Raw genomic sequence first — 5672 nt, 5'->3', positions numbered from 1 at the left:
GCCCGCATGGAAGCAATCCACGGTCAACTGTGGTCAAATAACGATCTGGACTCCCTCAATCTCTACGACAAAATCCGCAAGGTGGAGCCGATGCAACGGGCCCTGAAGGACTTAAAGGCCACCGCTTGGTTAGCAGGTTTACGTCGCGACCAAACCGACCACCGCAAAACTCTCCAATGGGTCAATCCACAGGGCGAACGTTACAAAATATTACCGATACTTGACTGGAATGCCAAAACCATCTATGACTATCTGACTAAATACGATCTTCCCTACCATCCCTATTTTGATCTAGGTTATGTCTCCGTGGGCGATTGGCACTCCAGTCGGCCTTTAACCGCCAATGATAGCAACGAACGAGACACCCGTTTCAAGGGTTTAAAACAAGAATGCGGTCTTCATTTACCCTTAACCCCCGGAGAAGCACAAAGTCTCGACGCAAGCTCCCTATAACTGCCGGGGTGGAAAATTTGCCGGTGCGATCGGTTCCTAGACGTTGGACAATGGTTAATGATTATTAATCCCCCATTAACCATGGCTATTTTAGAAAATTTTCTCGAAGTCGGCTCTCTCCAGTGGTTTTATCGACAGGTTAACCCCGCTCAACAACCGGATACAACCCCCGTGATCCTACTCCATGGTTTACCCGCCCATGGCTATATTTGGCGGGAATTATTAACCAGTTTAGAAGAATATAACATTAATGCCATTGCCCCCGATTGGATCGGTTCCGGTTTATCCGCTAAACCCGATGCCAGAGATTTCGCCTACACACCTAGCGCTTTTTGTCAAGCCTTGGCCGATTTTATTCAAGCTCTCCAATTGCCGAAAATCTCCCTCATTGTCCAGGGTTTTTTAGCCTCCGTCGGTTTACAATACGCCCTAGAAAATCCTGATAAAATTGAGCGCTTGATCGTTTTAAATACTCCCCTCTCCAGGGATGTTAAATTACCCTGGATAATGAAACAATGGGGGCTACCTTTCCTCGGAGATATGGCGACTCAAGACCCCTTATTAGTCGATCGTACTTTAGAAACCGGTAGCGGTTTTGTGATTAGTGATGCAGATCTGGCTATTTTCCGTCAACCTTATCTAAAAACTTCGGCAGTGGGTCGCGCTTTACTGGCCACGATTCGCAATTTAAACCTATCGAAAACTATGGCAGAAATTGAGACAGGTTTAGAGAACTTTGAAAAACCTATCCTTTTTGTCTGGGGAATGGGCGATCCTTGGTTATCTTCTGTCACTGTCGAAAAATTAGCTACTAAATCAGGAGTGGAATTAATCCCCCTCGCAGAAGCGAAACACTATCCCCAAGAACATTGGTCAAAAGAAATTAGTCCCCAGATTATTAATTTTCTCGGACGCAAAACCTAAAGAGCTATTTAAGGTGATGCAGAAATTGTCTCAATTACCCTTCTCTGATTATAGTAGAAGCGGAGGCTTCGCTTTTTCAAAATTTCTGCGTTTAGGGCTAGTAATTTATCGATATAACAAAAAATTATTGAAGTTTAAATAGTGATAAAAATTTTTGTTCGTTCAAAACGATAGGTAAGGAGGAGATATAGGAATAATTCTCTACAAAGACAATTTTTGGAGATTTATTTATGCAATTTAGAGAATTTGACTGGGATCAGTCTAAAAGATATTCTAATATAGAGAAGCATGGGATAGATTTTGCGGCTGTTCCTCCTATTTTCGATGGTCACTGTCTAATCAGAGAAGATAATCGCCAAGATTACCAAGAAATAAGGATGTGTTTGCTGGGACAATTAAACGGGATAATCTGTTATGTTGTCTATACTATAAGAGGGGAAACTTGCCGATTGATTAGTGCTAGGAGAGCAAACGAACGTGAGCGAAGAAAGTATCAAGAGAGTATCCCCCAAGATGGGGATTGTTAACACAAAAGAGGAAAGGCAAGATTTAACCGATTGGGAGCGAGTTAAATCGATGAGCGATGCAGAAATCGAGGCTAATGCTTTGTCAGATCCCGATGCGCTTCCTTTTGATGATGATTGGGAAAATGCGGCGATTATTTCTGCTTATAATAAATTAACATCTCAATAATTGCTAAAACTGATAATTGTCTCAGGGTTACTTGTTATGAAAGTTTAATAGACTGTTGTTCAAGAAAATAGTGATAAATTTTTTTGTTAGCTCAAAACAATAAGCAGGTAATCATTTGATAGTAATCATTCCACATTACCCTCAAATCGAATTACTTAATATTGATTATTTGAACCATATTTTCAAGTCTATGTATATAGGCCTGATGATATCTCCATGCTTCTAAAATACTTTGTAATAATTCATCTTTTGAAAAACAACCAGAATCAGCTACATCTTCAATTTGTCTGATTAGATCATCTTCTAACTCCAATTCTAGCATACTCACTTGTTTAGTTGTGTCTGCCATACTTTTATCTATCTAAAAGTTGATGGAACTATCATACCATAGGAACTCAGCACTGTGGTATCTATTGAACCCCACATTACACCCACATTACACCCATTGCTATGCCTTGCATATATGTATATATAATACCACCTACTAAATACCCTATTATACCCCCTATTGTACCTAAGCATGAATAAAACCTAAGATTATTTTGGTTAAAATTTGCGAAAAATAGCCTTTTAATAACAAATAAGTGAATAAGTTGATGGTATTTGACCTATTGCACCCATTGAGTACCGTCAGGACTCGTTTATGTTGATTTGACATAGTTGACATATCTGGTGTAATTGCTTGACATATCCAGTGTAATAGTTGGTTGACATATCTGGTGTAATTAGGGTAAGATAGGATACTGTAGTTAGGATGCTAAGTTTCTAAAGGCAGACTATTATGGACATCTATGAGAAAGGACGATGACAACCCTTAAATCAAACTGTAGGGTCAATTCATGAATTGACCCTACTATAGCCCTCAATGGTAAAAATAGCTCTTCTCGACCTTACAGATACTTGAATATCCGTAAGAATGCCTATGTCCACGGTGCTGCCGGTAAACGCGATCAGTAGCTGGTCTGAGAGGATGAGCAGCCACAGCTGGTCTGAGAGGATGAGCAGCCACCCAAGAATGCTTATGTCCACGGTCCTGCTGGCAACGATACCCTCAACGGTAGCAAGGACGGCAATGATACATTCAATGGTAAAAATGGCTCTTCTCGACCTTAGTGATCAGTTATCAGTGAATCGATACAATCCATTCACTAAATTAACAAAAAAAAATGGCTACCAGACAATTTCGAGTAAATCTTAGTCAAAAGGACTCTGAATATCTTAAAGAAATAGCTAAAGAGCTAGACTTAACAGAGTCTGAAGTCATTCGTAAAGGATTAAAACTCATGGCTTTATATGCTAAAACTGAGACGGAGGAAGATACTCAATTAATACTGCAAAAAGGTAATGAACAGAGACCACTACTAATTGTTTAGTTATGACCAGTGATTCAAAAAATGAGACAGAGGAAGTTAACAACCCAAAAGATTCCAGCGCTTCTTTGGTTCTTCCAACTGAAAGGAACTCTGTGCGTCATAATCTAAAGAAGAATCCGGAGCCTTATCATTTAGACAATGAAGTATCTGAATTTGGTAAACCAGCTACAGCTATATCACCCTCAGACCAAAGACATAATTTTAATACTAAAGTAGCTGGTTCCTTAGCAACGTGGCTTTGGTTGGGATTGTTAACCACTGCTGGTTTACAAATTCTTTCTATTTGTCTCATTTCTTTTGCTTCTCTTGGAATTTTTAATTTAAATATAAATTTGAAAGCTATCGAAGAACAAGAAGTACAAAGTAGAGTGGATAAAGCGGCAACCCTAATTAATGATTCTTCTAAGACAATTTATACTTTTTTAGGGCCAATAGCTACAGCAGTCACCGCCTTTTATTTTAGTGGTTTGGGTAGTTCGTCGAAAACTAACGATGAAAACTCTGAAAATGAAAAAAATGAATAGAACTTTCAAAAAAACACGAAAAAATCTCTCCCATTGGTAATTTTAGTACAAGGGCCAGAAATCTCAACCCCAGAAACCTCTCCTCCCCACTCTCCTATACTTTTGAAGTGGAAGAAAGTTTTAGCTTAATTAATCTGGCTACAGGCCTGTTTTTGTCGTTTCTAAATACCCCTGATAACTTGACCGGAACTGTTCGATCGATAGGTTCTTTGTCCAATATTCTACCAGAGCATGACCCCAGGCCCAAGCTTCCTTGTCGGCAGTGCTAGAATTTTCTAATAGTATTGGCCAAAGTGCCAATAAATCAAAACTTTTATTCTCTGGATTCAAGAGAGAAGAAAGCTCGTAGGCCATCTGTAATTTACCGATCGCTACTGGTAATTGTTCCACAGGAATTTGTTCAGCTAAAAGATAGGCTAAAGTCGGTCTTCCCGTGGCTAAAGTGGAGATAAAACCTAGAATAGGACTTTTTAATAGGGCCGTTAAACCTTGCCCCGTGGCCATCTGTAAAGTATAGCGATCGATTATTTTCGCCGCTGCCAGGGTTCGAGTTTCCAAATCCGCTAAAAAACGGGCTAAACGCAACTGTTTGGCGGGCGAAATTGCCCCCAGTAAAGCGATTGATAACTCCTCATCCCCCCAAGCTTCTCTATCTGGCTGTTGACTGACCATCGGCAAAATGCGATCGCAGAGATCCTCGAATAATTCCGCCCGATACTGCAAGCATTCGCGGATATTGACTTCTTTGGGACTTTCTCCCGTCAGCCAATTATAGGGGGGTTGCCACTCTCGCAGCGGACGCAGGCGATCGACTTGAGAAACACAGACTATAACTGGTAAATTGTCAATAGTTTGTTGCAAATCTTTAAGAAAAGCCTCATCCATGGCCAGGGCGGGATCGAGGGCGGGAGTTACCAGAATCAATAAATCGGCGTTTTCGGCATAATTGAGAACCTTTTGCCGATAATCAGCCCTATTTGCCTGTTCATAGCCCGGGGTATCCCAGAGGATTAACTCGTCCCCTTCTGAGGTTTGCCAATGGTAGGATTGGATCGCGTCGGTACTAGGCAATAGATCCACTTGGGCTAAATCGGCCCGAAAGAGAGTATTAATTAAACTGCTTTTGCCGGCCCCGGTGCGTCCAACCAGCAGAATGTTAACCGGTTGGCGATCGATTTCCGTGATCGGTTCAGCTTGGGCGAGAATTTCCTTGAGAGTAGTGGTGGCGATTTTGGTCTTGGTGGGGAGAGTTGGGGCGAGATTACTGCCACTGTAGAGTAACACCGCTTGGCGAGAGAGATTTCTTAGGGCATTTTCCCGCAAAACTTGCCCTAAATTGACTAATAATTGCTGATCCGCTTGATCGCTGTATTTTTGACTGGCAACTTTAGCCACAGCCGCAGCGGGATTGATTACCCATTGCGCCCAATTCCAGACTTGCCAAAGTTTCTGGGCCGAGGGTTGCAATTTTTGATAAACTTCGTAGGCCTGATAGGCTTGGCCGATGGTGATTTGATTCAGGGCCGGGGAAAGATTCCGCATCCAGCGATCGCTATCATCCACGGTTCCCCGAATTAAACCGTAGGCCTGGGGAATGTAAATATTTAATAAGGGGTACTTGACATCGGGGTAATATATATGGGCGATGGCACTGACCAAATCCTGACAGCGTTGCCAAAAAGTCGCCCAATCTTCCCAAACCGGG

At 41.7% G+C, this 5672-nt stretch carries 8 protein-coding genes; 6 read left to right on the top strand and 2 right to left on the bottom strand.

Annotation, left to right across the window (positions count from 1 at the left end; all coding sequences use genetic code 11):
* The 4 genes from PX482_RS03160 to PX482_RS03145 all read left to right on the top strand — a co-directional run.
* A partial coding sequence (locus PX482_RS03160; protein WP_288122057.1) for a phosphoadenylyl-sulfate reductase occupies positions 1-453 on the top strand: 453 nt, incomplete at its 5' end.
* Positions 454-510: 57 nt separating this feature from the next.
* Positions 511-1377, top strand: a complete 867-nt coding sequence (locus PX482_RS03155) for an alpha/beta fold hydrolase (protein WP_002762599.1) — start codon at positions 511-513, stop codon at positions 1375-1377.
* Positions 1378-1607: 230 nt separating this feature from the next.
* On the top strand, positions 1608-1904 hold the full coding sequence (locus PX482_RS03150) for a BrnT family toxin (protein WP_043995702.1): 297 nt from the start codon (positions 1608-1610) through the stop codon (positions 1902-1904).
* Positions 1891-2070 carry a hypothetical protein gene (locus PX482_RS03145; protein WP_024970469.1) on the top strand — a complete coding sequence of 60 codons (180 nt, stop codon included), beginning with the start codon at positions 1891-1893 and terminating at the stop codon, positions 2068-2070. The genes PX482_RS03150 and PX482_RS03145 overlap by 14 nt, the downstream gene beginning before the upstream one ends.
* A 151-nt stretch (positions 2071-2221) precedes the next feature.
* Here PX482_RS03145 and PX482_RS03140 read toward each other — a convergent pair whose 3' ends face one another.
* A complete protein-coding gene (locus PX482_RS03140) occupies positions 2222-2419 on the bottom strand; it encodes a hypothetical protein (protein ID WP_002762603.1) in 198 nt (65 codons plus the stop codon).
* An 817-nt stretch (positions 2420-3236) separates the two neighbouring features.
* On the opposite strand from PX482_RS03140, the gene PX482_RS03135 reads away from it, so the two are divergent.
* On the top strand, positions 3237-3443 hold the full coding sequence (locus PX482_RS03135) for a hypothetical protein (RefSeq protein ID WP_002762605.1): 207 nt from the start codon (positions 3237-3239) through the stop codon (positions 3441-3443).
* Between the two features lie 2 nt (positions 3444-3445).
* The gene (locus tag PX482_RS03130) at positions 3446-3967 is read left to right on the top strand and encodes a hypothetical protein (RefSeq protein ID WP_288028132.1); all 522 of its coding nucleotides are present in this window, start codon (positions 3446-3448) and stop codon (positions 3965-3967) included.
* A gap of 138 nt (positions 3968-4105) precedes the next feature.
* Here the strand turns inward: PX482_RS03130 and PX482_RS03125 are convergent.
* Positions 4106-5672, bottom strand: a 1567-nt coding sequence (locus tag PX482_RS03125) for a GTPase family protein (RefSeq protein WP_288122056.1), incomplete at its 5' end; no start/stop codon positions are given.

The organism is Microcystis sp. M53602_WE12 (assembly GCF_030065455.1).
GTDB classification, from domain to species: Bacteria; Cyanobacteriota; Cyanobacteriia; order Cyanobacteriales; family Microcystaceae; genus Microcystis; species Microcystis aeruginosa.
Note: the sequence above shows the minus strand (reverse complement) of the source record. Positions and strands in the feature narration are given on the sequence as shown.

Coding starts and splice junctions, on each gene's coding strand:
- PX482_RS03155 (WP_002762599.1), top strand. CDS start 511: ATGATTATTAATCCCCCATTAACCATGGCTATTTTAGAAAATTTTCTC.
- PX482_RS03150 (WP_043995702.1), top strand. CDS start 1,608: ATGCAATTTAGAGAATTTGACTGGGATCAGTCTAAAAGATATTCTAAT.
- PX482_RS03145 (WP_024970469.1), top strand. CDS start 1,891: ATGGGGATTGTTAACACAAAAGAGGAAAGGCAAGATTTAACCGATTGG.
- PX482_RS03140 (WP_002762603.1), bottom strand. CDS start 2,419: ATGGCAGACACAACTAAACAAGTGAGTATGCTAGAATTGGAGTTAGAA.
- PX482_RS03135 (WP_002762605.1), top strand. CDS start 3,237: ATGGCTACCAGACAATTTCGAGTAAATCTTAGTCAAAAGGACTCTGAA.
- PX482_RS03130 (WP_288028132.1), top strand. CDS start 3,446: ATGACCAGTGATTCAAAAAATGAGACAGAGGAAGTTAACAACCCAAAA.